The organism is Rahnella sp. RFA10(1/100), from assembly GCF_004195115.1.
Classification (GTDB): domain Bacteria; phylum Pseudomonadota; class Gammaproteobacteria; order Enterobacterales; family Enterobacteriaceae; genus Rahnella; species Rahnella perminowiae.
Genome location: NZ_SEWR01000008.1, coordinates 153,434 through 178,970, shown reverse-complemented (window position 1 = coordinate 178,970; position 25,537 = coordinate 153,434). Strand labels below are relative to the sequence as shown.

Genomic DNA, 25,537 nt, shown 5'->3' with positions numbered 1-25,537 from the left:
CGCTTTCCTCATTCAGTGTCAACCGTTTATTTCATCCGGTTGCCGCTGTTTTTAATCTTTCCGACCCGGTTACTTCGTGATGTTGTTCACGTTGTTCCCTGTCGATGGAGCGGCATTATAGGGAGTTGGATTTTAATGGCAAGCGAATAAATACAGTTTTATTCCGTTTGCCGTTTTTTTATCCAGAAGACGTTATTTATGGCCTTTTGCTAGAAAGGAAGGCAATGCGGCAAGGCTTTCCAGTACTGCATCGGCGGCATTTTCACTTACGGAGGTTACGGGCTTGCCGGTACGCACTAAAATCTTATGCCCCACCCCCGCAGCGGCAGCTGCCTGCATATCCTCCAGTTTGTCGCCCACCATATAAGAAGAAGCCATATCAATGCCCAGTTCTTCTTTGGCCGTCAAAAACATCCCGGGTTGGGGCTTACGGCAATCACAAACCTGAGTAAACTCTTTAATGGATCCTTCCGGATGATGCGGGCAGAAATAGATACCATCGAGATCAACCCCGCGATCGGCAAGCGACCAGTCCATCCACTCTGTCAGAGTCATAAACTGATCTTCAGTAAATTTGCCACGTGCGATACCGGACTGGTTGGTAACCAGTACCAGTAAAAAGCCCATCTCTTTTAATTTAAGACAAGCATCAATGACCCCATCGATGAACTGGAAGTTATCGATTTCATGTACATAACCGTGATCGACATTCAGAGTGCCATCACGGTCAAGAAAGATTGCTGAAACTGGTTGTGCCACGAATTTGCTCCTGATGGCTGATTAACGGCGCCAGTATCGCATGTTTTCAATGTCTGTGAGAATGCTAACCTGGTTGACTTAGACGTCTAGACGCCTTAGCATCCACACCATACTACGGAGAAGACCTCCGCAGAGTTAAATTCACCACGTCACGGCAAAAAGACAGAATAAAAAAAATATGATTAAACTTTCTAACATCACCAAGGTTTTCCAGCAGGGTTCGCGCCAGATTGTCGCGCTCTCTGACGTGAGTCTTCACGTCCCTGCCGGACAAATTTATGGCGTCATCGGCTCTTCCGGCGCGGGGAAAAGTACTTTAATCCGATGCGTGAATTTGCTGGAGCGCCCGACTGAAGGCCAGGTATTGGTCGATGGTCAGGATCTGATGTCCTTTTCAGAGAAAGCACTTACCCGTGCACGCCGACAGATTGGCATGATTTTTCAGCACTTCAATTTGCTGTCGTCACGTACCGTTTTTGGCAACGTTGCTTTGCCACTGGAACTCGACAATCTGTCTTCAGCCGCGATTAAAAAGCGCGTCTCTGAACTGCTGAGTCTGGTCGGATTAGAAGATAAGCATGACGCCTATCCTGCCAATCTTTCCGGTGGACAAAAACAACGCGTAGCGATTGCCCGTGCGCTGGCCAGTAATCCAAAAGTATTGCTCTGTGATGAAGCGACCAGCGCACTGGATCCGGCCACAACCCGCGCAATCCTGGAATTGCTGAAAGATATCAACCGCCGTCTGGGGCTCACGATTCTGCTGATTACCCATGAGATGGACGTCGTAAAACGCATTTGCGATCAGGTTGCCGTGATCAGCGATGGCAAACTGATTGAGCAGGATAAAGTGAGCGAGATGTTCTCACATCCTAAGACTCCGCTTGCCCAGCAGTTTATTCAGTCAACATTGCACCTGGATATTCCGGATGATTACGCCGTGCGTCTGTTGACCACGCCTGAAGCGGGTCGAGTGCCCTTATTACGGTTAGAATTTACCGGCCAGTCAGTGGATGCTCCGCTGCTTTCAGAAGCGGTCCGTCGCTTTGACATTAATAATAATATCATCAGTGCTCAGATGGATTATGCCGGTGGCGTGAAGTTCGGGATTATGCTGACAGAAATGCACGGTTCAGAAGAAAACACTCAGGCGGCAATTCGTTTCCTGCATGAGAATCAGGTGAAAGTAGAGGTACTCGGTTATGTCTGAGGCAATGATGTGGTTAATGGGCCGGGGTATCTGGGAAACGGTCATCATGACGCTAACCTCTGGCTTCTTTGGTTTTGTCCTGGGTCTGCCTTTTGGTGTGCTGTTATATGTCACCCGTCCGGGTCAGATTGCAGAAAATAAAAACGTCTATCGCGTGATGTCAGCGCTGGTGAATATTTTCCGTTCTATTCCTTTTATTATCTTACTGGTGTGGATGATTCCGTTCACCCGCATGATCGTCGGTACCTCTATCGGTTTGCAGGCAGCGATTGTTCCGCTGACTGTGGGTGCAGCACCGTTTATTGCCCGCATGGTTGAAAATGCTCTTTTGGAAATTCCAAGTGGTCTGGTAGAAGCCTCCCGCGCGATGGGGGCAACACCGATGCAAATCATCCGTAAAATTTTATTACCGGAAGCTCTGCCAGGATTGGTCAATGCAGCTACCATCACGCTGATCACCCTCGTAGGCTATTCTGCTATGGGTGGCGCAGTGGGTGCGGGTGGTTTGGGTCAAATCGGTTATCAGTATGGTTATATCGGTTATGACGCAACCGTGATGAATACGGTATTAGTCCTGTTAGTGGTTTTGGTGTATTTAATACAATTTTGTGGCGACCGCATTGTAAAAGCAGTCACACATAAATAAAAACAGCTGTAATAGCTACCCTGTGAATGATTTATATCCGTTTATTGAGGAAAGGACATGTCTAACAAATTCAAATCCATTGCCATTGTCGGCGCGCTTCTGGGATCGCTGGCTTTAGTCGGCTGCGGGCCAAAAGAACAAGATCCAAACCATATCAAAGTGGGTGTGATTGTTGGTTCTGAACAGCAAGTGGCAGAAGTTGCACAGAAAGTAGCTAAAGAAAAATACGGCCTTGACGTTGAGCTGGTGACTTTCAATGATTACGTTTTGCCTAACGAAGCACTGAGCAAAGGCGACATTGATGTTAATGCCTTCCAGCATAAGCCTTATCTTGATCAACAGATCAAAGATCGCGGTTACAAACTGGTGCCGGTCGGTAACACATTCGTCTACCCAATCGCCGGATACTCTAAAAAAATCAAATCTATTGATGAACTGAAAGATGGCGATCAGATTGCGTTGCCAAACGACCCGACTAACCTTGGTCGTTCTTTGCTGCTGCTGCAAAAACAAGGTCTGATCAAACTGAAAGACGGTGTTGGCTTGCTGCCGACTGTTCTGGATGTGACCGAGAACCCTAAAAATCTGAAACTGGTCGAACTTGAAGCCCCACAACTGCCACGTTCACTGGATGATGCCAAAATCGCTCTGGCCATTATCAATACCACCTATGCCAGCCAGATAAACCTGACGCCGGAGAAAGACGGTATCTTCGTAGAGGATAAAGAATCTCCATACGTGAACCTGATCGTGGCACGTGAAGATAACAAAGATGCTGAAAACGTGAAGAAATTCGTTCAGGCTTACCAGTCTGATGAAGTGAACGCTGCAGCAAATAAAATCTTCAACGGCGGCGCAGTAAAAGGTTGGTAATTGTCCGAAATCAGGAACGTTACGTTTCTCCTGACTATTCATTTATAAGATAGTAGATTCGCAAATACATCTTTTCATAAATAAATAACAAGGCGGGCATATGCCCGCCTTGTTATTTCCTCAATACCTTGGTTCAATAACGCCACATTCTTTCCTGTAAACATATTAAAAAGCAGAGGATATACCATGCGTGCTTTACCTCTCTGTTTGTCGGCACTTTTGCTGGCGGGTTGTTCCCTGACTCAACACACACAGCCAACACCCCCTGCGCCTGTTGTTAAAGAAGAACCAAAACCTGTCAAACCCAAGCCGGCACCAGTGCGCCCCGCTCCTGTAAAGCTCTATAAAGATGCAGAAGCTTTAGTTGGAACCCCGTTCCGTGATCTTGGCGAAGTCTCCGGCGAATCTTGCCAGAGTGCTCAAAATGATACGCCACCAAGCCTGGCTGCGGCACGGAAGAGAATGCTGACCCGCGCATCCTATATGAAAGCCAATGCCGTGTTGTTGCATCAGTGCCAGATTATCAGCGGCGTACCTGGCTGTTTCCAGCAGGCAATTTGTCAGGGTTCTGCCCTGAACGTCACGTTTAAATGACCTCATTTTCTTTTGAGCAAATAGGGACCATTCACTCGCCCTATAAAGAGAAGTTTGCTGTTCCGCGCCAGCCCGGATTGATTCAGGACGGTGGCGGCGAATTACATCTGCATGCACCTTATAACCAGCCTGAAGCCGTCCGCGGGCTGGAAGAGTTCAGTCATTTATGGGTGATGTTTATTTTTCATCAGACGATGGAAGGCGGCTGGCGTCCGACGGTCCGCCCGCCACGTTTGGGCGGTAACGCGCGTACCGGTGTATTCGCCACCCGTTCAACTTTCCGGCCGAACCCGCTCGGAATGTCTCTGATTGAACTGAAAGGGATCCGCTGTCAGGGCCAGGATGTCATTCTGCAGCTTGGCAGTCTGGATTTAGTAGACGGCACGCCTGTCGTGGACATCAAGCCTTACCTTCCCTTTGCAGAAAGCCATCCTGATGCACGCGCAGGTTTTGCCCAGCATGCCCCCGATGCCAATATGCCGGTCGAATTTTTACCTCAGGCAGAACAGCAAATTACCCAACATACGCATCAATACCCACATCTGCGTCGATTCATCACGCAGGTTTTAGGGCAAGATCCCCGCCCGGCTTATCGCAAGGGTGAAGCCGCAGAGCGCGATTATGCCGTTCGCTTGCTGGAGTTTAACGTCCGCTGGCGGGTCTCAGGCTCAGTGAATCAGGTATTGTCTCTCGACAAAAACTAAATTTCCTCTGCGTCTCTTTTGACAATAGCAACTCGCTGGTAAACTAAACCACTTTTCACGTTTTGGCTGCTCATGGCAGCCCGATTGCAATTTGCAGTGCTAACGGAACCAACAACATCATGCGTACTACTCAATATCTGCTCTCTACACTGAAAGAGACGCCAGCCGACGCAGAAGTTATCAGCCACCAGCTGATGCTGCGCGCGGGAATGATTCGTAAACTGGCCTCAGGCTTGTATACCTGGATGCCGACCGGCTTACGCGTTCTCAAGAAAGTTGAAAACATCGTACGCGAAGAAATGAACAACGCGAACGCCATTGAAGTGTCGATGCCGGTAGTTCAGCCCGCCGATTTATGGCAGGAGAGCGGACGTTGGGAACAATACGGTCCGGAGTTGTTGCGTTTTGTTGACCGTGGCGATCGTCCATTTGTTCTGGGCCCGACCCATGAAGAAGTCATCACTGATTTGATCCGTAATGAAGTCAGTTCGTACAAGCAATTGCCACTGAACTTCTTCCAGATCCAGACCAAATTCCGTGACGAAGTTCGTCCGCGCTTTGGTGTGATGCGTTCCCGTGAATTCCTGATGAAAGATGCCTACTCGTTCCACACAACACAGGAATCTCTGCAGGAAACTTACGATGCAATGTACGCAGCCTACAGCCAGATCTTCAACCGCATGGGCCTGGATTTCCGTGCCGTGATGGCGGATACCGGTTCTATCGGCGGCAGCGCATCTCATGAATTCCAGGTCCTGGCACAAAGCGGCGAAGATGATGTCGTGTTCTCGGACTCTTCAGATTTCGCGGCTAACATTGAGTTCGCTGAAGCGCTGGCTCCGGCGACTCCGCGCGCTGCAGCAACCGAAGCAATGCGTGTTGTTGAAACACCCAATGCCAAAACCATCGCTGAACTGACTGAACAGTTCCAGGTGCCGGTTGAGAAAACCGTGAAAACGCTGATGGTTCACGCAACAGTGGAAAGTGGCCATAAACTGGTGGCGCTGCTGGTTCGTGGTGATCATGAGCTGAACGAAATCAAAGCGGAAAAATTACCACAAGTTGCTGTACCACTGACTTTCGCAACGGAAGCTGAAATTCGTGAAATCGTTGCTGCTGGTCCGGGTTCACTGGGTCCGGTGAACTTGCCGATGCCAGTTGTTGCTGACCGTTCCGTCGCCGCCATGAGCGATTTTAGCGCAGGTGCTAACATCGATGGTCAGCATTACTTTGGTATTAACTGGGATCGTGATGTTGCGCTGCCAGAAGTTGCCGATATCCGTAACGTCGTTGCTGGTGATCCAAGTCCGGATGGCCAGGGTACTTTAGTTATCAAACGCGGTATCGAAGTCGGTCATATCTTCCAGCTCGGAACTAAATATTCAGAAGCGATGAATGCGACCGTTCAGGGCGAAGATGGCCGTAATCAGGTAATGACCATGGGTTGTTACGGTATCGGCGTGACCCGCGTGGTCGCTGCGGCGATTGAACAGAACCATGATGACCGTGGCATTATCTGGCCGGATGCTATCGCTCCGTTCCAGGTCGCTATTTTGCCAATGAACATGCACAAATCCTTCCGCGTGAAAGATGCGGCAGAGGCATTGTATAAAGAACTGCGTTCACACGGTATCGATGTGATCCTCGACGATCGTAAAGAACGTCCGGGCGTCATGTTTGCAGATATGGAACTGATCGGTGTGCCGCATCAGGTGGTGATTGGTGATCGTAATCTGGATGCAGAAGAGCTGGAATACAAAAACCGTCGCACCGGCGAAAAGCAGATGATCAAACAAAGCGATATCATTGAATATCTGCTGAGTCAGATCCCGCGTTAAGATCGGATAACAATTGTTTGCCATAAAAAATGCCCGCTTAAGCGGGCATTTTTATTGATGCTGTTGAGCCAGGCTTTCGTTATTAAAAAACGGTGTGCGCTATTAAGGGCAGGACTTCGTGGCGTCAAATTTGACATTTTTATCTGCCACGACAGCGTTCTGCATCTGCCCTTCTTCCATTGACGGTTCCGTCATGAAATGGCCATCCATAGAAAGGAAAACCAGCTGATTCGGTGCTTTGCGTGCCGTAAGGTAGCCTTCTTCCAGTGACTGGTTTGCCGACATCGGGAACACTTTACCGGTCACACAATCTTTAAACGAGGCAACGTCTGCGCTGTATTGCATCATTCCATTCATTGCCATCGGCGTCTGAGGCAAATGTTGCTGCACCGGCTTCAATGTATAGTTGAACTGAGAAGTTATAGGCTCACCGCTCATGTCCAGCATTTCCAGATTTTCATCTTTCGGATGGAAATAACGTTTATCACCCTTGTTGCCAGTCAGCACCAATTTGTCGGCAGTCCGTGCCCAACGTCCATAACTGGCAAATACCTGATCGCCCTCTTTGCTGCCCTGATATTCCTCCTGAAGAATGTAAGTACCATCCTGTTGCAGGAATAACGACGTCTTCAAACCACTGCAATCAGCACACGGCAATACGCCGCTGTAACTCTGCTGCATAGCCTGCAAAGGTTTTTCATGATTGAAGGCGGCAGTATGACAACCGAACAATGATAACGCCCCGAGCGCCAGCACTGCACTAATAATGATTTTTTTCACAGTTTCTCCCCTACTGCTTTTTCCTGGTGCTGCGATAAAAATTGTCCTGCAACACGAATTTAGGGCTAACGTATTTTGCCCCGTAATGCTTTCGTCGCACCCTTGCGAACCTTACTTTCTACCCGGCGAATTTTAGACCCGCGGGTTGGTTTCGTCGCACGACGCGTTTTTTCTACCACCATCGCCTGGGAAATCAATGCTCCCAGCCGGGTCAAAGCCGCTTCACGATTCATCTCCTGACTCCGGTATTCCTGAGCCTTGATAATGACCCAGCCGTCGGCAGTAACAGAATGATGATTAAACGCCAGTAACCGCTCTTTATAGTATTCTGGCAAACTCGACGCTTTAATATCAAAGCGCAAATGGATGGCCGTTGATGTTTTATTGACGTTCTGGCCGCCGTTACCCTGAGCGCGAATCGCGGTTAATTCGATTTCGCTGTCGGGTATTTCCAGTTTTCCGGAAAGAATTAACACACTGCTTACCTTGCTTCTTTAACAACAGACTCTTTCCATTCAGAAAAATGAATTTCTAAATTACTCTGAGCATCAGAAAGCCAAATAGTTCCGTCCTGCAAAGTCGCCTGTAAGTTCATGGTACGGTTGCCAAAAGCGGTCAACTGATTGAGCAACTCATCTTCTAAATAACGGATATGCAGGTTCTCAAAACCTCTGACTTTCCCCTCCATTTGTGACCACCAGACTTTTGCCGCACGCTCACCATACGCGTAAAGCACGACTTCGCGCGATTGGTTACAGGCTTTTTTCAGACGCTTCTCATCGGGTAGTCCTAATTCGACCCACAGTTCGATGCCATTGTGATCATTCTTACGCCAGATTTCGGGTTCGTCCTCTGCACTTAATCCGCGGGTAAAAGTCAGTCGTTCGTCAGCATGATAAATCCATGCCAGCAGGCGCAGCATCATGCGCTGTTCTGTTTCGGAAGGATGCTGTGCCAGAGTCAGGCTGGCGTCATGAAAGAAATTACGATCCATATCAGCGATGTTGACCGCTGCTTTATAAATGGTTGCTTTTAACGCCATGGTAAACCCCTTGATAATAGACGCACAGTGTACTTGAAAGCATCCTGCCGCGACCAGTTTTCCCCCTATGGTCATCCTCAATAATGGTTTTACACAAACGATTTACCTTTACAGGCCTGCTAATAACTCACACTCTCCTGTGCTATAGTCGGTAAATACTGAGAGCTTATCTTTCTGCGCTTTCCTCAGAGGGATACGCTTTTTAGGGAGAACTTATGCAACGATACTGTGAGTTGGTACGCCGTAAATATTCTGAAATCGCCAGCGGCGATCTCGGATATGTGCCCGATGCATTGGGCTGTGTATTGAAAGCATTGGACGAAGTCGCAGCGAATGCTGACCTTCCGTCTTCCGTTAGGGATCAGGCGGCCTACGCCGCCGCTAACTTATTGGTGAGCGATTATGTCGATGAATGATGAGTACCAACCCATCAATTGTGATGACTACGATAATCTTGAGCTCGCCTGCCAGCATCATCTGGTTTTGTCGCTGAAGATGCGTAGCGGAGAAGTCGTTGAGGCAAAAGCCAACGATCTGTTAATGCGTAAAAAAGTGGAATATCTGGTGGTTGAGGTCAACGGCGAACAACGGGATCTTCGTCTGGATCACATTGAAAGCTTTAGCCATCCGGAAATTGGCACCGTTGTCGTCAGCGCTGAATAGCGATAACGATCGTCAATTTAACTCACGGGCAATCTCAGGATTGCCCGTTTGCATTTTACGATAAGCTTATTTTTGCAGCGGTGTCAGACTGGCGTAATAGGCCGACAAATCACTGATATCCTCATCAGATAATGACGAACTGAAAGCCTGCATCACACCCGCCTGCCCGCCACTTCTCTCACCTTTCTTATAAGCATGCAACGAAAGCGCCAGATAATCTTCATTTTGCCCTGCCAGATTAGGGTAAATCGAATTAACAGCTTTACCCGCTACACCGTGGCATGCCGCACAACTGGCTGATTTAGACTGCCCGTCAGTCACGTTTCCGCCTGCCAGGGCAGGTGAAGTGATTAACATTAACAGCGCGATTCCTGCCACCGTTCTTTCCCCGACTTGCATCACTATTCCCTCAGGCAAATGACCACAGCCCCAATAAAGTGCTCTTTTGTTTATTACGCAGCTGACCAGACGATCCGCCATAACGCTTCGTTATTTTCAGTAAGAGATTGGCGGGTAGTAAACCAACCCGGTGCAGCCATCAGTTGATCATTATAATAAATCAAAGGAATACGATCCCGCTCCCATGGAGGCACACCTAATTCAGACCACAATTTTTTTGCCTGACGGGCACGATCCCGCCCGACCTTTTCGATAATTCCCTGTACCTGAAATCGCACAGTGATCTTTTCATCAGCACGTGGCTGGCGGATCAAACAATCAGCCGTCTGCGCGGTAAGAACATGATCCGCAATCAGACAACCCAGACCGTCTGGCAGCACCAGTTTTTCGACCGGATCCCAACAGAGGATCTGATCTTTAAGAGGCTGGTGTTCCGGCAATACATACAGACGCTGACGGAAACGCCGGACCATCATTTTCCCCAGCACTAACTGCGCCTGCGCATCTTCGCGACTTAAAGCGACTTCGTCCCATATTCTCTGCAATTGCTCACGCGAAGGCATTCTTGCGCCACATGCTCCCAGCCAGCGTCGTAATAACGCAGAGCGCCTCACCGCCGAGACATGTCTCAGCCCGTCTACCGACAAACTGCCTTGCTGGTCAGTGAGTGTTTTCAAAGATTCACTGAGTAATTCATCCAGCAACGCTTCCTGCTCTGCGCAAAGTAACGCGCTACGGGCTGTAGCCTGAGCAAAGTGAGGCCAGCGGGCATAAAGATCAGGCAAAATATCCAGCCGCAAAAAGTTACGATCAAAGCGTGAATCCCGGTTGCTGTCGTCTTCGATCCAGGCAAGCTGATGCTGCGTGGCGTAAGCCTCAAGCTGGTTACGACTTAGATCAAGTAAAGGCCGTAACAAACGATATCCCTGAGCCGAACTGCCCGCGCTCATCGCCGAGAGACCAGCAGGCCCGCTCCCACGTTTAAGCGCCAGCATAAAGGTTTCGCATTGGTCATTCAGGTGCTGTGCTGTCAGTAGCACTTCACCGGCCGTCAGGCTTTCAGAGAATGCCTGATAGCGTGCCGTTCGTGCCGCCGCTTCGATCCCACCATCCTGCGCATTGACCTGCACTTTAATCACGGAGAAAGGGATATCTCGCTGCAGACAAAATGTCTGGCAGTGCGCGACCCAGTCATCAGCAAACTGGCTTAATCCGTGATGGATATGCAATGCACGCAGCCTGATGTCCGGCAACGCGTTGTCGCGTAATTCTGCCAGGCCAGCGAGCAGCACGGAAGAATCCAGCCCGCCACTGAACGCCACGCAAAGTTTTCGTGCATCACCGATTTTATTGTGCAGGTGTTGTAAAAGAAATGTCGCCGGTTTTGAATTCATAAGATTATCAGGGTTCGTACAGTTCCAGCGGCAAGCCATCAGGATCGTTGAAGAAAGTGAATTTTTTACCGGTGTGAGGATCGGTTCTCACGGGCTCACAGATAATACCCGCTTCGGTAAGTGCGGAAACGGACTGGTCAATATTTTCAACGCTGAACGCCAGATGACGTAATCCGCATGCCTCAGGATGACTTGGCCGGGCGGGCGGATGCGGGAAGCTGAATAGCTCAATGGTGTATTGACCCTGGAGCGCAAGATCGGCTTTCCAGGAATCGCGTTCCTCACGGTAAAACTCACCCAGCAACGTGAACCCGAGAATGTCACAATAGAAGTGTTTGCTGGCCTGATAATCAGCGCCAATGATGGCGATGTGGTGGATCTGGCGAAGGTTAAGCATAGTCATGTCCTGTTGATTTATGATCTGCACGTTACTCAGCGCATCCGGACACGTCAATAAAAAGCCCTCCTGAAGAGGGCAGTTTGCTAGCTGGCTTCCGGAAGCTTTAAGACTTTGACCAGATATCGTCCGTCTTCTGTGAGCCGCGTTCCATGAATATCGGTTTCAAAGCCGGGATAACGCTCGCCTATCGAGCAAAGCATGATCAGGAAATCGAGCACGGCGCGGCTTTCTTCCGTGATCACCTCTCCCGGCATCACCACCGGTACTCCCGGCGGATAAGGCAGGATCATGTTTGCTGATACTTTGCCGACCAGTTCGTCAATGTCGCATTCATCAACATGGCCACGAACCTGATGCTGGAACATTTCGTAGGGCGTCATTTTCATTTCCGGCAGCACATCAAACGCCTCCAGCATTAAGCGTGGCAAATCGTGACGAACAATCAGTTTATGGATCCCTTGCGCCAGATCCTGAATACGCATGTTGCGATAAAAATCAGGATCTTCCGCATATAAATCCGGCAGCATATTTTTAATGCGCAGGTTAAGATCATAACTGCGCTTAAAATCCGTCAGGCCGCGCATCAGACTCATAGATTTGGTTTTATCAATGCCGATACTGAACAGGAAAAGCAGATTGTACGGGCCTGTTTTTTCAACAACTACCCCACGTTCATCCAGGAATTTGGCTACCAGCGCCGCCGGGATCCCCTCCTCTTCCAGCTTACCTGTTTCATCCATGCCTGGTGTCAGGATCGTCACTTTGATCGGATCCAGAAACATATGATCGGCATCTGCGTGCGCAAAACCATGCCAGTTCTGATCAGGATTTAATGGCCAGCACTCGGCCTCATCAATATGCTCAGGCTGCCAGATATCAAAGAACCAACCCTCAGTTTCTTCGCGTAACCGCTGGATCTCTTTACGGAAATGTAGTGCACGTTCAACCGAACGGTTAATGAGACGTCGTCCTGGATTACCACGCAACATCGCGGCGGCCGTTTCTGCGGAAGCCACAATGCCATAATTAGGCGATGTTGTAGTGTGCATCATATAAGCTTCATTAAAGGTGCTTTCATTGTAATCGCCCTTAATGTGAATCATTGAGGCCTGCGAGAAAGCTGCCAGTAATTTGTGCGTTGATTGTGTTTCGTAAATGACTTTCCCCGGAATGCGCTCGCCGCTCATTCCGCTTTTACCGTCATAAATCGGATGAAAATTAGTGTATGGCACCCATGCGGAATCGAAATGAATCGACGGAACATCCAGTGTGCTTTTGATGTAATCTGTGTTGTACAGCAAGCCGTCGTAGGTAGAGTTAGTGATCACGGCGTGGACAGGCCAGGTAGCGCCCGCGGTCTGCGCAATTTTCTCTTCGATACTTTCGCGGGTGAATTCACGCTTAGGAATTCCGCCAAGAATGCCATACGCGTTGCGATTGGGCCGCAAATAAACCGGTACGATATTGGTCATCATCATCAGATGGGCGAGCGATTTATGACAGTTGCGGTCAATCAGTACCGTACTGCCCGCCGGTGCCGCATACATTCCGACGATTTTATTGGCTGTTGAAGTGCCATTAGTAACAATATAACTTTGCTCGGCACCGAAAGTACGGGCGATATATTCCTCCGCCTCGAGATGCGGCCCCGTGTGGTCAAGCAGGGAGCCAAGCTCCGTCACAGAAATCGACACATCGGCTTTCAGTGTTTTGGCCCCGAAGAAATCATAGAACAACGTTCCGACAGGGCTTTTTAAAAACGCTGTACCGGCCATATGTCCGGGCGTACAAAAAGTATATTTCCCTTCTTCAACATATGTAAATAGCGCTTTAGTCAGCGGTGGCGTAATGGTATCGATGTATTCATCAGTGTACTGGCGGATGCGTTTGGCAATATCCTCAGCCGCACTCAGGGCATATTCAAAGAAATAGAGCACCATGCGCATTTCATTAACGTCCACATCAAGCGTTGAATGCGTATTGATGAAAGCGTACAGCGGCAGATATTCATTCAGCTCATTAATGGCTGTACACAGCTCTTCACTGTGCTGATCCCAGTCAAAAATTGCGCCGCAAATACGGGCATTATTTTCGATGAGTTTGAGCAGATCTGCGCGGTCACGTGGATAAATGACCTGAAAACCAAGAAGCGTCAGCGCACTATCCAGTTCACGGATCGGCTCGTCTTTGTAGTAAGCCCCTTCCGGGCGCATGATAGCGATAATATTCATCTGACAAATCCTTCTGTTGTTTATTCTCTCAGGTAATTATAGAAACACGGTTAGTACCTGCTGTGTACCCTTTACCGATGCGTTTACAGTGAATGGAGGAATATTTAAGAATGCTGGAAAGATCCAGCGATGAAAACGGACAATAAAAAAGGCCACGCTTTGCGTGGCCTTTTGAAATAACGAACAAAATCAGCAGTAGCCGTAAGTCATCAGACGCTGATAACGACGGTTACGCAGTTCTTCTGTACTCAGAACATCAAGATCACTGAGGTCAGCTTCCAGCTGTGCGCGCAGGGAAGCCGCCATTGCTTCTACGTTACGGTGAGCGCCGCCCAATGGTTCAGGGATAACGGAGTCGATCAGTTTCAGTTCTTTCAGACGCGGTGCAATGATGCCCATCGCTTCCGCAGCAAGAGGGGCTTTATCCGCGCTCTTCCACAGAATTGACGCACAACCTTCCGGTGAGATAACCGAATAGGTGCTGTATTGCAGCATGTTAACTTTATCGCCCACGCCGATAGCCAGTGCGCCACCGGAACCGCCCTCACCAATAACGGTACAGATAACCGGGACGTTCAGACGAGACATTTCGCGCAGGTTACGGGCGATCGCTTCAGACTGACCACGTTCTTCAGCACCCACGCCCGGATATGCACCCGGCGTGTCGATAAAGGTGATAATTGGCAGTTTGAAACGCTCAGCCATTTCCATCAGACGTAACGCTTTGCGATACCCCTCGGGAGCGGGCATACCGAAGTTACGACGAATTTTCTCTTTCGTTTCACGGCCTTTCTGATGACCAATGATCATCACAGCACGTTCACCCAAACGGGCGATACCGCCAACGATAGCTTTATCGTCTGCGAATGCACGATCACCCGCCAGTTCATCAAAATCAGTGAAGATATGTTTGATGTAATCGAGCGTATAAGGGCGACGAGGATGGCGTGCCAGTTGGGCAATTTGCCAGGCACCCAGATCAGAGAAAATCTTACGAGTCAGTTCAACGCTTTTCTCGCGCAAGCGTGCAACTTCTTCGTCCAGATTAATATCTAATTTTTCGTCTTGACGGCTGACTGCAGTCAGCGAGTCAATTTTCGCTTCCAGTTCCGCAATCGGCTGTTCAAAATCAAGAAAATTCAGACTCATAGCATTCCTATTTTAGTCAAATTCCAGTTCCACCTGCTCTGTACCGACCAGGCCTCGCAAATCCAGCAATAGTTTGTCCGTTGGCGTAACACGCCATGACGCCCCGAATCGTAGCCGGGCTCTTGCGTTTTCTCGTTGGTAATACAGATGCACTGGTATCGTCCCCGATCGATGAGGTTCCAACGATTGGCGGAGACGGTTCAAAAGCTGGTCATCAATTTGCCTGTCAGTCAGCGAGATAGCAAGACCGCGAGCATATTTTTCCCGTGCTTCACTGATGTCCATTATATCGCGGGCCATCATTTTAAGCCCGCCACTGAAGTCATCAAAGCTGACCTGTCCTGTGGCGATAAGGATACGGTCTTTTTCCAATAAATGCTGGAATTTTTCCAATGCTTCAGTGAACAACATGACTTCAAGACGACCCGAACGGTCGTCAAGTGTACAGATCCCAATACGGTTACCCCGCTTGGTGACCATCACGCGTGCAGCAAGGACAAGCCCGACCGCGACGGTCATTTTGCCCCGTTCCGTCGGGTGCATATCTTTCAAACGCTGGCCACCGCCATAACGTTCAATTTCTTTCAAATATTGGGTAATAGGATGGCCGGTCAGATACAGACCGAGCGTCTCACGTTCGCCATCCAGAACCGTTTGTTCCGGCCATGGCATTACATTCGCGTAAGATTTCTCAACCTGCTCAGGTGCTTCTGCCAGCACACCAAACATATCAACCTGACCAATTGCCTCAGCTTTAGCATGTTGATCTGCGGCTTTCAGTGCGTCGCTTAAGGAACTCATCAGCGCGGCACGATGGGGTCCCAGACGGTCAAACGCCCCGGACATAATCAGCTTTTCGAGGATACGTTTATTAAGCTTTTTGACGTCAGCACGCGCGCAAAGATCAAACAGTTCTTTGAAATAGCCACCTTCGTTACGCGCTTCAATAATGGCTTCAATCGGGCCTTCACCCACGCCTTTAATCGCGCCGATGCCGTAAACAATTTCGCCTTCATCGTTGACGTGGAAATGATAAAGGCCGCTGTTGATATCAGGCGGCAAAATTTTCAGCCCCATACGCCAGCATTCATCCACCAGTCCGACCACCTTTTCGGTGTTATCCATATCAGCCGTCATTACCGCTGCCATGAATTCCGCCGGATAGTGCGCTTTCAGCCACAGCGTCTGATACGACACTAAAGCATAAGCCGCTGAGTGAGATTTGTTAAAACCGTAACCGGCAAATTTCTCTACCAGATCGAAGATTTTAATCGCCAGTTCGCCGTCAATACCGCGAGATTTGGCCCCTTCTTCAAAGCCACCACGCTGTTTGGCCATCTCCACCGGGTTTTTCTTACCCATCGCACGGCGGAGCATGTCTGCGCCACCCAGTGAGTAACCGGCCAGAACCTGCGCAATCTGCATAACCTGTTCCTGATACAGGATAATGCCGTAGGTCGGCTCCAGCACAGGTTTCAGCGATTCATGCTGCCACTGGATATCCGGGTAGGAAATCTCTTCGCGACCGTGTTTGCGGTCAATAAAGTTATCCACCATGCCGGACTGCAACGGGCCCGGGCGGAACAGCGCCACCAGTGCGATCATATCTTCAAAGCTGTCAGGCTTCAGACGTTTGATCAAATCCTTCATACCACGTGATTCAAGCTGGAATACCGCCGTGGTTTCCGAGCGTTGCAGCATGTCGAAGCTTTTTTTGTCATCCAGCGGGATGGCCGCAATGTCCAGCGGTGCCTCACCGGCTTTCGCCCGGCGGGCGTTGATCATCTCCAGTGCCCAGTCGATGATGGTCAGCGTGCGCAGGCCGAGGAAGTCGAATTTCACCAGTCCTGCGTATTCCACGTCATTTTTATCGAACTGCGTGACCGGATGGTTACCTTCGGCATCGCAATACAGTGGCGCAAAGTCGGTAATTTTGGTGGGCGCAATCACCACACCACCGGCATGTTTACCGGCGTTACGGGTGACACCTTCAAGCTGACGCGCCATGTCGATTAGCGACTTAACTTCTTCGTCAGCTTCGTAGATCTCTGGTAATTGCGGCTCAGCGGCAAATGCTTTTTCAAGCGTCATCCCAGGATCAGGGGGCACCAGTTTGGAAATGCGGTCAACGAAACCATAAGGATGACCCAGAACCCGGCCCACATCGCGGATTACCGCTTTGGCCGCCATCGTACCGAAAGTGATGATCTGCGAGACCGCTTCGCGGCCATACATTTCTGACACGTGATCGATGACACGGTCGCGTTTTTCCATGCAGAAGTCGACGTCAAAGTCGGGCATGGAAACACGTTCAGGATTAAGGAAACGTTCGAACAGCAGGTCAAACTCGAGCGGATCCAGATCGGTGATTTTCAGGGCATACGCCACGAGAGAACCTGCACCGGAACCACGCCCCGGCCCGACAGGCACGCTGTTGTCTTTCGACCACTGGATGAATTCCATTACGATCAGGAAGTAACCGGGGAAACCCATCTGGTTAATAACTTTAAGTTCGATGTCCAGACGCTCATCATATTCAGGGCGTCTTTGTGCGCGCACTTGCGGATCCGGGAATAAAAACTCAAGGCGTTCTTCCAGTCCGATTTTTGATTTTTCGACCAGAAAATCTTCGGTGGTCATATCACCGGTCGGGAACTGCGGCAAAAAATACTCACCCAGACGGATGGTCACATTACAACGTTTGGCGATTTCCACACTGTTTTGCAGCGCTTCAGGCACATCCTCAAACAGCTCGCACATCTCATCTTCGCTGCGCATATATTGCTGAGATGTGTAATTTCGCGGACGTTTAGGGTCATCGAGCGTAAAGCCATCGTGGATCGCGACACGAATCTCATGAGCATCAAAATCACCCGGCACCATAAAGCGTACATCGTTGGTTGCCACTACTGGCAAACCACGTTCGGTCGCCAGGGCGACTGCCGCATGCAGATAGTTTTCTTCGTCTGCACGGCCGGTGCGGATCAATTCGAGATAATAGCGATCGGGGAAATACTGCTGATAGAAATCCAGGCACTGGCTGACTTGCAGATCATTTCCGCGGATCAGAAACTTACCGACATCACCCATTCTCGCGCCGGAGAGCAGGATCAGACCTTCATTCAGTTCTGCCAGCCATTCGAGATCAACGATCGGGCCGGCGGCGCCGTAACCGCGCTGATACGCTCTGGAAATTAATAACGTCAGGTTCTGGTAGCCCTGATTATTCATCGCCAGAACCGTCAGCTGTGCCAGTTCATCACCCAGGATTTCGCTTTGGACATTCACATCTGCACCGATAATCGGTTTTATGCCCGCGCCGTGTGCCGCGCCGTAAAACTTAACCAGTCCGCACAAGTTAGTGAAATCGGTAATCGCCAGAGCAGGCATGCCGAGTGACGCTGCGCATTTCACCAGCGGGCCTACCTTCGCAAGCCCATCCACCATGGAATAGTCGCTATGTACACGCAGATGAATAAAACGAGGTTCGGCCATATCCAGAGTCCAGAAATGAGTGAATTAAGGGTTTGTGTGCCTGTCTTTTTTAGCAATAAAAACGGGCAGGGACAAATGATACGTTATGCCAGCCCGAGCGCGCGTTTCACCGGAGAGAAACTTCGACGGTGGTGTGTAGTGGCTCCAAGACGGGCAAGACTTTCAAGGTGCACCGGCGTCGGATAGCCCTTGTGCTTCGCAAAACCATATTCGGGGAACTGAAGATCCAGTTCAACCATTTCACGGTCGCGGGTGACTTTAGCCAGAATAGAGGCGGCGCTGATTTCAGCGACTTTACTGTCCCCTTTTACTACCGCCTGGGAGGCCATCGGAAGTGCAGGACAACGGTTACCATCAATCAGCACCATATCAGGCGTGATGCATAAACCGGCAACAGCTCTTTGCATGGCCAGCATGGTGGCATGCAAAATATTCAGTTCATCGATTTCATGAGGCTCAGCGCGCCCGAGACTCCAGGCCAGTGCTTTCTCTTTGATTTCGATATATAACGCCTCGCGGCGTTTTTCGGAGAGTTTTTTTGAATCTGCCAGCCCGGTAATCGGATTCGCGGGATCAAGAATCACGGCAGCGGTGACAACGGCACCGACTAACGGGCCGCGCCCTACTTCATCCACGCCGGCGATACAAACGGCTTGTGGATAGATAAATACATCGTTCATCGGTTTGCCAGCTCCATGACAGCCTGAGCAGCCTGTTCATCTGCGTCACGACGAATACTTTCATGTAATTCAAGGAATGTCTCACGCAGTGCCTGACTTTTCTCCCCCCCTGCCAGTAACGGCAGCAAGGCGGCGGAAAGCTTGTCCGGCACACATTCAGTTTGCAGTAATTCGGTGACAATTTCCCGTCGTGCCAGCAGGTTTGGCAACGAAACATAGGGCGTTTTCACCAGACGCTCAGCCAGCCAGAAAGTGAAAGGCTTCATACGGTAACCCACCACCATCGGACATTTGGCCAGCATACATTCAAGCGCTGCTGTTCCTGATGCCAGCAAAGCAGCATCACTGGCAATCATCGCTTCCCGACCTTTGCCATCCAGTAAATGCGCAGGTAAGTCAGGCGCAATCTCAGCCTTAATTCGCTCAAACTGCCCGCGACGTTTGGCATTGACCAACGGCACTACGATGTGTAAATCAGGATAGGTTTGCCGCAGCTGTAAGGCTGTTTTCAGAAAATCCGCGCTGAGCATTTCTACTTCTGCATGGCGGCTTCCCGGCAATAACGCCAGACAGTGCACATCCTCTGGAATACCGAGTGACAAACGTGCAGCCTGTTTGTCCGGATGCAACGGCATTGCATCGGCCATCGTATGACCAATGAAACGACAAGGAACATTGAATTTGTCATAAAACGCTTTTTCAAAAGGCAGAAATGCCAAAACCAGATCAGTGGCTTTCCCGATTTTGAAAACGCGCTTTTGGCGCCAGGCCCAGACAGACGGGCTGACATAATGAATAGTGCGGATACCGCGCTGCTTCAAACGACCTTCCAGCGTGATGTTGAAATCCGGGGCATCGATGCCCACAAATACATCAGGTTTCAGCTCGCTAAAGCGTTTGGTCAGATCTTTGCGGATTTTCAACAGACGTGGCAGTCGTTCAAGAACTTCTACCACGCCCATCACCGCCAGTTCTTCCATTTCGTACCAGGCTTCGCATCCTTCCGCCTGCATCAGCGGACCCGCGACCCCAACAAAACGGGTATCAGGATGATGCTTCTTCAAGGCTCGAATCAGTCCGGCGCCAAGAATATCACCGGACGTTTCACCGGCCACCAGGCCAATTGTCAGAACAGGCTTTTGCATTGTTTTCCGTAGCGCAGATCAGCGAATAATGCCACGCGTTGAACGCGCAAAGAAGTCACTGAATGGTTTAGCTTTCGGGAATTCAGCCGCGATAGCAGCGATTTCCGGTTGTGCTTCTTCCAGTGTTTTACCACTGCGATACAGTAACTTATAAGCATTACGGATAGCATGCAGATCGGCTTTTTCGAAACCACGGCGCTTAAGCCCTTCGATATTGATGCCGAAAGGTGTCGCATGGTTACCTTGCGCAATGACAAACGGAGGAACGTCCTGAGCCACCCCGGAACATCCCCCAACCATCACATGCTCACCGATAATACAGAACTGATGTACCGCCGTCATACCGCCAATGATCGCAAAATCATCCACCTCAACGTGACCACCCAGGGTCGCGTTGTTCGCCAAAATACAGCGATTTCCAATGACACAATCATGGGCAATATGTGCGTTAACCATCAAAAGGTTATCACTGCCCACTTTTGTCAGACCACCGCCCTGAACAGTACCACGATGAATGGTAACGCTCTCACGAATATTGTTGCGATCGCCAACTTCAACGCGTGTTGGTTCACCGGCATATTTCAGATCCTGGTTAATTTCACCAATAGAAACAAACTGAAAAATGCGGTTATCGCGACCAATTTTGGTCACGCCATTAAGAACTACGTGTGATTTAAGCTCGGTACCTTCACCAATTTCTACCTGAGACCCCACGTAGCAGAAAGGACCGATATGAACTCCGGCACCAATAATGGCACCGTCTTCAACAATAGCGCTTGGATGAATAAAGGCGGTATTATCAATCATGTATTAAGACTCCCGGCGACGGGCGCACATCATTGATGCCTCGCAAGCGATCTCACCATCGACTTTCGCGACACCTTTGAAACGAGCAACGCCACGACGCTCTTTAATGAATTCAACTTCCAGAACCATCTGGTCACCCGGCAAGACCGGACGTTTAAAGCGTGCATCGTCGATTGCTGCAAAATAATACAGTTCGCCAGGCTCCAGTTTCCCCACGCTTTTAAACGCCAGAATGCCAGTAGCCTGAGCCATCGCTTCCAGAATCAAAACGCCAGGGAAAATCGGTTTGCCTGGAAAGTGGCCCTGGAAGAACGGTTCATTAAAAGAAACGTTTTTCACAGCGCGCAAAAATTTCCCTTTTTCAAAATCCAACACGCGATCAACCAGCAAGAACGGGTAACGGTGTGGCAGTAAATCCAGTATCTCTTCAATACGCAGAGTATGAGTGTCAGTAGTCAAAATACTCTTCCTGTCTATAAAAACTGATGGCATCAATAACACGGCCTGCCAGACCCTAAAAGAAGGTCATCAGGCAGGCCGCAAATAGGAACGTATGTCGCAGGTTCACTCAACGAAGGGAACACAAAGCAGCACCGTAGGTGGTAATTAATCTTTTTCGATTTTACGCTCGACAGCTTTCAGGCGCTTATTCATCTCGTCGATATTCATTACCAATGCAGCCGTCTTACGCCAAACTTTATTCGGCTGTAATGGGATACCGGAGGAGTATACCCCAGGTTCAGTGATTGGTCGCATTACCATTCCCATTCCCGTCACTACAGCCTGATCACAAATCTCCATGTGACCATTGATAACACTGGCTCCGCCGATCTGGCAGTAGCGCCCAATTTTCAGGCTACCGGCCATAATAACACCGCCAGCAACTGCCGTATTGTCTCCAATCACGACGTTGTGTGCAATCTGACATTGGTTATCAATGATAACGCCATTGCTAATGATGGTGTCGTCGAGTGCACCACGGTCAATCGTGGTACAGGCACCGATTTCAACGCGGTCACCGATAATGACAGTACCCAGCTGTGGAATTTTGACCCAGTTGCCACGATCGTTGGCATAACCAAAACCATCAGCACCGATCACGGTACCTGACTGAATCAGACACTGCTCACCGATTTCAACGCGGTGATAAATAGAAACATTGGCCCACAACCGTGTGCCTGCGCCGATTTTTGCCTCTTTACCGATAAAGCAACCTGCACCGATGACAACGTTGTCACCCAATACAACGCCTGATTCGATGACTGCATTTGCGCCAACCGAGACATTCTTACCTAGTGTTGCACTGTCTGAAATCACCGCACTCGCTGCGATATCCTGTGCCGGTGCTGGCGTGGTATCCAGCAATTGCGCCATCCGGGCGTACGTCAGGTAAGGGTTTTTAACCACTAATGCCGCTGTAGGGCAAAATGGCAGATCCGCTTCGGTCAACACTACGGCACCTGCATTGCAGGAAGCCAACTGTTCACGGTAACGGCTGTTTGATAAAAACGTGATTTGCTCAGAGTGTGCGGAATGCATTGAAGCAACGCCGGTGATGGCAATTTCGCCATCACCGTGCAATTGTGCATCCAACTGCTGTGCGAGATCAGCCAGTCGAATTGAAGACATGTTTATTTAACCTGTTTCAGCACATCAGCAGTAATGTCTTTGCTATTGTCAGCATATGCAATGGCATTAGCATCGATAACAACGTCATAACCTTCTTTACTTGCTACAGTTTTCACAGCGTCCTGAATACGGCTCAGAATTTTGTTACGTTCTTCGCCCTGACGACGACGGTTGTCTTGATCGAATTGCTGCGCTTTAGCAGAGAACGCTTCACGCTGAGCCATCACGTCTTTTTCAAGTTTAGAACGTTCACTGGCTTTCATTGTAGAGCCATCACGTTGCAGACGTTGCATTTTGGTTTGCAGATCACGTTCCTGAGATTGCAAATCTGTCGCACGGCTTTTGAACTCGTTTTCCAGTTGCTTTGCTACAGCTTCACGCGCAGGCATTTGTTGGAAAATACTTGCTACGTTAACGATAGCAATTTTATCAGCAGCCTGAACGCTAGCTGAAGAAGCCATAACTAAACCGAGGCCTGCGGCATATAACCACTTTTTCACTATAAACTCCTTCCATCACCCGTTGTGCCATGTGGCACATTAAATTACACAAAACACCTGATACGAAAACAATACACGGGCCGAAACCCGTGTATGAGATTTTTCATCAGGCCATTGCGATTCCGCTGAACAACTTCTGCCCTGACAGAACGTTACCAGGTTTTACCAATGTTAAACTGGAACTGTTCTGCCTTATCGCCTTCATATTTCTTGACCGGTTGTGCGTAGGAGAACACCAATGGTCCTAGTGGAGACATCCACTGCAACGCAAGACCTGAAGAAACACGAATATTACCTGGTTTACTGTAATCAGGAACACCAGCTGCCAATGTCTGCGGCGTATTTTCCCAACCTGTATCCCACACAGTACCGCTGTCCACGAACAGGGAAGTACGCAATGAGTTAGCGTATTTCTCACTAACAAATGGAGTAGGAACAATCAATTCCGCACTCAATACTGCCATTGCGTTACCACCAACTGCGTCGTTTGAATTATCAATCGGACAGCCACTGTAAGACGTATTAGCCGTAGTACACTTGTAATATGCCGCTTTAGGACCAATGGTATTCGATTGGAAACCACGAACACTGCTTGAACCGCCAGCATAGAAGTTGTCGTAGAACGGAACTTCTTTACCCCCAAGACCATCTGCGTAACCTGCACGCGCACGGCCCATCAGCACCCAATCACGGTCCTGATTCAGTGGCATATAACTGGTTGAATCAAATGTAATTTTGTAGTATTCGTTATCAGAACCAGGGACAGTCACTTTACCGTTCAGGCTGGCTTTCGTCCCGGATGTCGGGAAGTAGCCGCGGTCGAGATTGTTATAACCCCAGCCGAGATTGGCAAAGAAGTCATTCGCACTGAAGTCAGCATCCGCATTGTCACTGGTGGTCACCGGCGGTTTTAGCCCGACAGAGTTCAGATAACGGAACATGGCGATCTGTGGCTCCATATTGGACAGATCGTTATGGACGTAATCTATCCCTAACCGCAATGAGTTGTTCTCATTGATTGGGAAACCAAGATTACCGCCAATACCGTAACTTCTGTTGGTATAGCTGGAGAGGTCTGCATCATCTGCTTTAAAGTCGTTATAGAAGATGCGGCCGCCCAGACTTACACCATCGACCGTGAAGTAAGGGTCAGTGATAGTGAATTCTGCATATGTCTGGTAGTCATTTTTAGTCCCGCTGATGCCAACGGAATTACCTGTACCCAGCCAGTTATCCTGCTGGACGCCTACCTGGAAGCTGACACCACTCTCAGTACCGTAACCCACACCAAAGTTAAAGCTACCTGTGTTACGTTCTTTCACTTTGTAGACGACATCAACCTGATCAGGGGAACCTGGAACACGCTGTGTATCTACATCCACGGTTTCGAAGTAGCCCAGACGGTTCAGACGCTCTTTACCTTTATCGACCAGATCGTTGCCCAACCAGGCTCCTTCCATCTGACGCATTTCACGGCGAAGTACGCTGTCCTTACTGGTGTCATTGCCTTCAAACCGGATATGACGAACGTAGAAACGGTTTCCCGCATCAACGTTGATATGCAGTTTGACGGTTTTGTCTGCATCATTAATTTCTGGCTGAGTCGTCACACGAGGATAAGCATAGCCATAACGACCCAGCATCTGCTTAATGTCGTTTTCCATTTTGGTGACTTTGGCGCCGTTATACAACTCGCCCTTATCAATTTTAGTCAGGCTTTGAACTTCTGCCGAGTGACCGGCCATGCTGCCCGTTACTTCAACGCCAGAAAGTTTGTATTGCTCACCTTCTGTAATGTTGAGCGTAATATAGATGCCTTTTTTGTCCGGCGTCAGGCTGACCTGAGTCGAATCAATGTTGAAACGGGCATAACCGCGATCCAGATAAAAACTGCGCAAGGTTTCAAGGTCACCCGCGAGTTTTTGTTTCTGATATTTACGGTCACCGACTACGTTCCACCATGGCACTTCATCACGCAGTTGGAAGCGTGAAATCAGATCATCGGTTGTGAAGGCATGGTTACCCACAATGTTGATCTGCTGAATTTTCGCAGAAACACCTTCGGTGAAGACCAGCTTCAGATCAACACGGTTACGTGGCAATGGGGTCACAACCGCTTTTACCGATGCACTGTATTTACCGACGCTGTAATAGAAGTCTTCGAGACCTTTCTCGATGCTACCGATGGTTGTACGGTCAAGAGCTTCGCCAACACGGACGCCAGAGGCCTCCAGGTTTTGCTTGAGCATGTCATCTTTCACCGATTTGTTACCGGAGAAAGTAATGCTGGCAATGGTTGGACGTTCTTTGACCTGAACAATCAGAGAATTACCATCGCGCAGGACACGAACGTCCTCAAAGTTGCCAGTGGCAAACAAAGCACGGATGGTATTACTGATATCATCGTCAGTCACCGTATCACCGACGCGAACCGGCATATTGAGTAACGCCGCACCGACGGCAACTCGCTGCAGGCCTTCGAAATGAATATCTTTCACTACGAAACCGTCTGCACCGTATACGGTGGCGCTGCCAAACAGCAGCGACGCTATGAGCAACTTTTTGATCGCCATCGTTGTTATGCGTTCTTCCTAACCTA

At 49.5% G+C, this 25,537-nt stretch carries 25 protein-coding genes; 8 read left to right on the top strand and 17 right to left on the bottom strand.

Going from position 1 to position 25,537, the window contains the following annotated elements:
- Positions 1-192 precede the first annotated feature (192 nt).
- A complete protein-coding gene (gene gmhB / locus ETV65_RS20945) occupies positions 193-759 on the bottom strand; it encodes a D-glycero-beta-D-manno-heptose 1,7-bisphosphate 7-phosphatase (RefSeq protein ID WP_129955002.1) in 567 nt (188 codons plus the stop codon).
- A gap of 178 nt (positions 760-937) precedes the next feature.
- Between gmhB and metN the strand changes: the two genes are divergently transcribed.
- From metN to proS, 6 genes are all read left to right on the top strand, one after another.
- Positions 938-1,969: a methionine ABC transporter ATP-binding protein MetN gene (metN, locus tag ETV65_RS20940; protein WP_129955001.1), complete on the top strand. Its 1,032-nt coding sequence runs from the start codon at positions 938-940 to the stop codon at positions 1,967-1,969.
- The gene (locus tag ETV65_RS20935; protein ID WP_015696115.1) at positions 1,962-2,615 is read left to right on the top strand and encodes a methionine ABC transporter permease MetI; all 654 of its coding nucleotides are present in this window, start codon (positions 1,962-1,964) and stop codon (positions 2,613-2,615) included. Before metN ends, ETV65_RS20935 begins: the two co-directional genes overlap by 8 nt.
- Positions 2,616-2,672: 57 nt before the next feature.
- Positions 2,673-3,488 carry a MetQ/NlpA family lipoprotein gene (locus tag ETV65_RS20930; RefSeq protein ID WP_129955000.1) on the top strand — a complete coding sequence of 272 codons (816 nt, stop codon included), beginning with the start codon at positions 2,673-2,675 and terminating at the stop codon, positions 3,486-3,488.
- Between the two features lie 186 nt (positions 3,489-3,674).
- Entirely contained in the window at positions 3,675-4,082 is a 408-nt protein-coding gene (gene rcsF / locus ETV65_RS20925; protein ID WP_129954999.1) for an Rcs stress response system protein RcsF, read from the top strand.
- Positions 4,079-4,786, top strand: a complete 708-nt coding sequence (gene tsaA, locus ETV65_RS20920; protein WP_129954998.1) for a tRNA (N6-threonylcarbamoyladenosine(37)-N6)-methyltransferase TrmO — start codon at positions 4,079-4,081, stop codon at positions 4,784-4,786. Before rcsF ends, tsaA begins: the two co-directional genes overlap by 4 nt.
- A gap of 119 nt (positions 4,787-4,905) precedes the next feature.
- Complete coding sequence (proS, locus tag ETV65_RS20915; RefSeq protein ID WP_129954997.1) at positions 4,906-6,624, top strand: proline--tRNA ligase; 1,719 nt, start codon at positions 4,906-4,908, stop codon at positions 6,622-6,624.
- A 102-nt stretch (positions 6,625-6,726) separates the two neighbouring features.
- Here proS and nlpE read toward each other — a convergent pair whose 3' ends face one another.
- The 3 genes from nlpE to ETV65_RS20900 all read right to left on the bottom strand — a co-directional run bounded on the left by nlpE (position 6,727) and on the right by ETV65_RS20900 (position 8,446).
- A complete protein-coding gene (gene nlpE / locus ETV65_RS20910) occupies positions 6,727-7,404 on the bottom strand; it encodes an envelope stress response activation lipoprotein NlpE (protein ID WP_129954996.1) in 678 nt (225 codons plus the stop codon).
- Positions 7,405-7,469: 65 nt separating this feature from the next.
- Positions 7,470-7,880 (bottom strand): alternative ribosome rescue aminoacyl-tRNA hydrolase ArfB, encoded by a 411-nt coding sequence (gene arfB, locus ETV65_RS20905; RefSeq protein WP_129954995.1) that lies wholly within the window; start codon positions 7,878-7,880, stop codon positions 7,470-7,472.
- Between the two features lie 5 nt (positions 7,881-7,885).
- Positions 7,886-8,446, bottom strand: coding sequence for a YaeQ family protein (locus ETV65_RS20900; RefSeq protein ID WP_129954994.1), 561 nt, complete (start codon positions 8,444-8,446; stop codon positions 7,886-7,888).
- A 215-nt stretch (positions 8,447-8,661) separates the two neighbouring features.
- Between ETV65_RS20900 and ETV65_RS20895 the strand changes: the two genes are divergently transcribed.
- Together ETV65_RS20895 and rof are read left to right on the top strand one after the other, a co-directional pair.
- On the top strand, positions 8,662-8,862 hold the full coding sequence (locus ETV65_RS20895; RefSeq protein ID WP_129954993.1) for a YaeP family protein: 201 nt from the start codon (positions 8,662-8,664) through the stop codon (positions 8,860-8,862).
- Complete coding sequence (gene rof / locus ETV65_RS20890) at positions 8,849-9,109, top strand: Rho-binding antiterminator (protein WP_129954992.1); 261 nt, start codon at positions 8,849-8,851, stop codon at positions 9,107-9,109. The genes ETV65_RS20895 and rof overlap by 14 nt, the downstream gene beginning before the upstream one ends.
- A gap of 66 nt (positions 9,110-9,175) precedes the next feature.
- Here the strand turns inward: rof and ETV65_RS20885 are convergent, their stop codons facing one another.
- The 13 genes from ETV65_RS20885 to bamA all read right to left on the bottom strand — a co-directional run bounded on the left by ETV65_RS20885 (position 9,176) and on the right by bamA (position 25,511).
- Positions 9,176-9,466 (bottom strand): cytochrome c, encoded by a 291-nt coding sequence (locus tag ETV65_RS20885; RefSeq protein ID WP_238483281.1) that lies wholly within the window; start codon positions 9,464-9,466, stop codon positions 9,176-9,178.
- Between the two features lie 95 nt (positions 9,467-9,561).
- Positions 9,562-10,902, bottom strand: a complete 1,341-nt coding sequence (gene tilS, locus ETV65_RS20880; protein WP_129954990.1) for a tRNA lysidine(34) synthetase TilS — start codon at positions 10,900-10,902, stop codon at positions 9,562-9,564.
- A gap of 7 nt (positions 10,903-10,909) precedes the next feature.
- Positions 10,910-11,299 carry a VOC family protein gene (locus ETV65_RS20875; RefSeq protein WP_129954989.1) on the bottom strand — a complete coding sequence of 130 codons (390 nt, stop codon included), beginning with the start codon at positions 11,297-11,299 and terminating at the stop codon, positions 10,910-10,912.
- Between the two features lie 86 nt (positions 11,300-11,385).
- Positions 11,386-13,533, bottom strand: coding sequence for a lysine decarboxylase LdcC (locus tag ETV65_RS20870; RefSeq protein WP_129954988.1), 2,148 nt, complete (start codon positions 13,531-13,533; stop codon positions 11,386-11,388).
- 189 nt (positions 13,534-13,722) lie between these two features.
- The gene (accA, locus tag ETV65_RS20865; RefSeq protein WP_013574209.1) at positions 13,723-14,682 is read right to left on the bottom strand and encodes an acetyl-CoA carboxylase carboxyl transferase subunit alpha; all 960 of its coding nucleotides are present in this window, start codon (positions 14,680-14,682) and stop codon (positions 13,723-13,725) included.
- Positions 14,683-14,694: 12 nt separating this feature from the next.
- Positions 14,695-18,177, bottom strand: coding sequence for a DNA polymerase III subunit alpha (dnaE, locus tag ETV65_RS20860; protein ID WP_129954987.1), 3,483 nt, complete (start codon positions 18,175-18,177; stop codon positions 14,695-14,697).
- Between the two features lie 83 nt (positions 18,178-18,260).
- Positions 18,261-18,857 carry a ribonuclease HII gene (gene rnhB, locus ETV65_RS20855; RefSeq protein ID WP_129954986.1) on the bottom strand — a complete coding sequence of 199 codons (597 nt, stop codon included), beginning with the start codon at positions 18,855-18,857 and terminating at the stop codon, positions 18,261-18,263.
- Positions 18,854-20,002, bottom strand: coding sequence for a lipid-A-disaccharide synthase (lpxB, locus tag ETV65_RS20850; protein WP_129954985.1), 1,149 nt, complete (start codon positions 20,000-20,002; stop codon positions 18,854-18,856). The genes rnhB and lpxB overlap by 4 nt, the downstream gene beginning before the upstream one ends.
- 18 nt (positions 20,003-20,020) lie before the next feature.
- Complete coding sequence (gene lpxA, locus ETV65_RS20845) at positions 20,021-20,809, bottom strand: acyl-ACP--UDP-N-acetylglucosamine O-acyltransferase (RefSeq protein ID WP_129954984.1); 789 nt, start codon at positions 20,807-20,809, stop codon at positions 20,021-20,023.
- A gap of 3 nt (positions 20,810-20,812) precedes the next feature.
- Positions 20,813-21,301 (bottom strand): 3-hydroxyacyl-ACP dehydratase FabZ, encoded by a 489-nt coding sequence (gene fabZ, locus ETV65_RS20840; RefSeq protein ID WP_120163110.1) that lies wholly within the window; start codon positions 21,299-21,301, stop codon positions 20,813-20,815.
- 114 nt (positions 21,302-21,415) lie between these two features.
- Positions 21,416-22,438: a UDP-3-O-(3-hydroxymyristoyl)glucosamine N-acyltransferase gene (lpxD, locus tag ETV65_RS20835; RefSeq protein WP_129954983.1), complete on the bottom strand. Its 1,023-nt coding sequence runs from the start codon at positions 22,436-22,438 to the stop codon at positions 21,416-21,418.
- Positions 22,439-22,440: 2 nt separating this feature from the next.
- A complete protein-coding gene (gene skp / locus ETV65_RS20830) occupies positions 22,441-22,938 on the bottom strand; it encodes a molecular chaperone Skp (protein WP_129954982.1) in 498 nt (165 codons plus the stop codon).
- 152 nt (positions 22,939-23,090) lie between these two features.
- Complete coding sequence (gene bamA / locus ETV65_RS20825; RefSeq protein WP_129954981.1) at positions 23,091-25,511, bottom strand: outer membrane protein assembly factor BamA; 2,421 nt, start codon at positions 25,509-25,511, stop codon at positions 23,091-23,093.
- Positions 25,512-25,537 lie beyond the last annotated feature (26 nt).